Origin of the sequence: Parasphingomonas puruogangriensis (assembly GCF_036663635.1) — a bacterium.
In the GTDB taxonomy this organism is placed as follows: Bacteria; Pseudomonadota; Alphaproteobacteria; order Sphingomonadales; family Sphingomonadaceae; genus Sphingomonas.
Genome location: NZ_JAXOJI010000031.1, coordinates 1 through 1,260, shown reverse-complemented (window position 1 = coordinate 1,260; position 1,260 = coordinate 1). Strand labels below are relative to the sequence as shown.

The following is a 1,260-nucleotide window of genomic DNA, read 5'->3' as shown; positions in this document are numbered from 1 at the left end:
AGACGCTAGGCAAAGTTTTACATGCCGATCGCGCTCGCGCTTATATCGGCTTCGAGCCTCAACTTGCAGCTTGTCACTTCGTGGATCGATTTATCCGCGATAACGACCTGCGAAATGCCAAAGTACTACCTATTAGCCCAGGCTCAGGACTCATTGATTGATCCAGAAGATGATGGTTGCGGCGATGCAGATTGCGGACATGAAGGTGTGTGCGCATCGGTCATAGCGGGTGTGGATGCGCCGCCAGTCTTTCAGTCGTCCGAACATGATCTCGATTTTATGGCGTTGTCGGTAGAGAACGGTGTCGTGGGGGATGTGGATTTTGCGGTTTGATTTTGAGGGGATGCATGCTTCGATTTCACGGTCTGCCAGCGCCTCACGGAACCAGTCGGCATCATATCCTTTGTCACCCAAGAGTGACCTAGCCTTTGGAAACGCGTCGATCATCAGCGCTGCACCGCCAAAATCACTCATCTGACCTTCGCTGAGCAACAAGATCAATGGTCGACCCTTTCCATCACACACGGCGTGGAGCTTGGAGTTCAGACCGCCCTTGGTTCTACCTATACGTCTGGGAACAGACCCTTTTTTAAAAGGCTCGCAGCGGTTCGGTGGGCCTTGAGATGCGTCGCATCAATCATCAGCTGATCAGGCGTTCCGGCCTTGGCTGCAAGGCCTGCAAATATCTTGTTGAACACGCCCATACGGCTCCAGCGAATGAACCTATTGTAGATCGTCTTGTGTGGGCCGTACTCAGCAGGAGCGTCCCGCCAGCGCAGCCCGTTACGGATGACAAAGATAATCCCACTGATGATCCGACGGTCATCAACACGGGGAACGCCGTGCGACAGCGGAAAATACGGCTCAATCTTGCGCATCTGTGCTTCGGTCAACCAAATCAAATCACTCATGGCGGTGCCTCCTTCGCATCGCCATTGAATCAGCCTCACACCACTTAAGCAAGCACTTTAATAGGTCCTGAGCCTACAAGGCGACCGGCAACCTACGTGCTGTGCAAATATTGCTGGGACACAGCAAAATAGAGAACACGATACGCTACCTTGGCGTGGACATCGACGATGCTCTTACCTTGGCTGAACGCACGGAAATATGAATGGCTGGCCCTTCGTGCACTTCGAGGGGCCACCTCCGTCGGCTGAAAATGGGCCGGTTGCGGACAGGCAGCTTTCCGATCGACGAGCGCGCAAAGCGGAATTTCGTCGCCTGATGGCGCAGAAGAGGTTGCTCAACAAGTTTGCA

The 1,260-nt window shown here is 53.7% G+C and carries 1 protein-coding gene; it reads right to left on the bottom strand.

The genetic code is table 11. From position 1 onward, the window contains the following. Positions 1–150 precede the first annotated feature (150 nt). A protein-coding gene (locus tag U1739_RS20965) for an IS5 family transposase (protein WP_332710557.1) occupies positions 151–911 on the bottom strand; the annotation gives its coding sequence in 2 pieces (ribosomal slippage) (positions 151–578 and positions 578–911; 762 coding nt in all). Positions 912–1,260 lie beyond the last annotated feature (349 nt).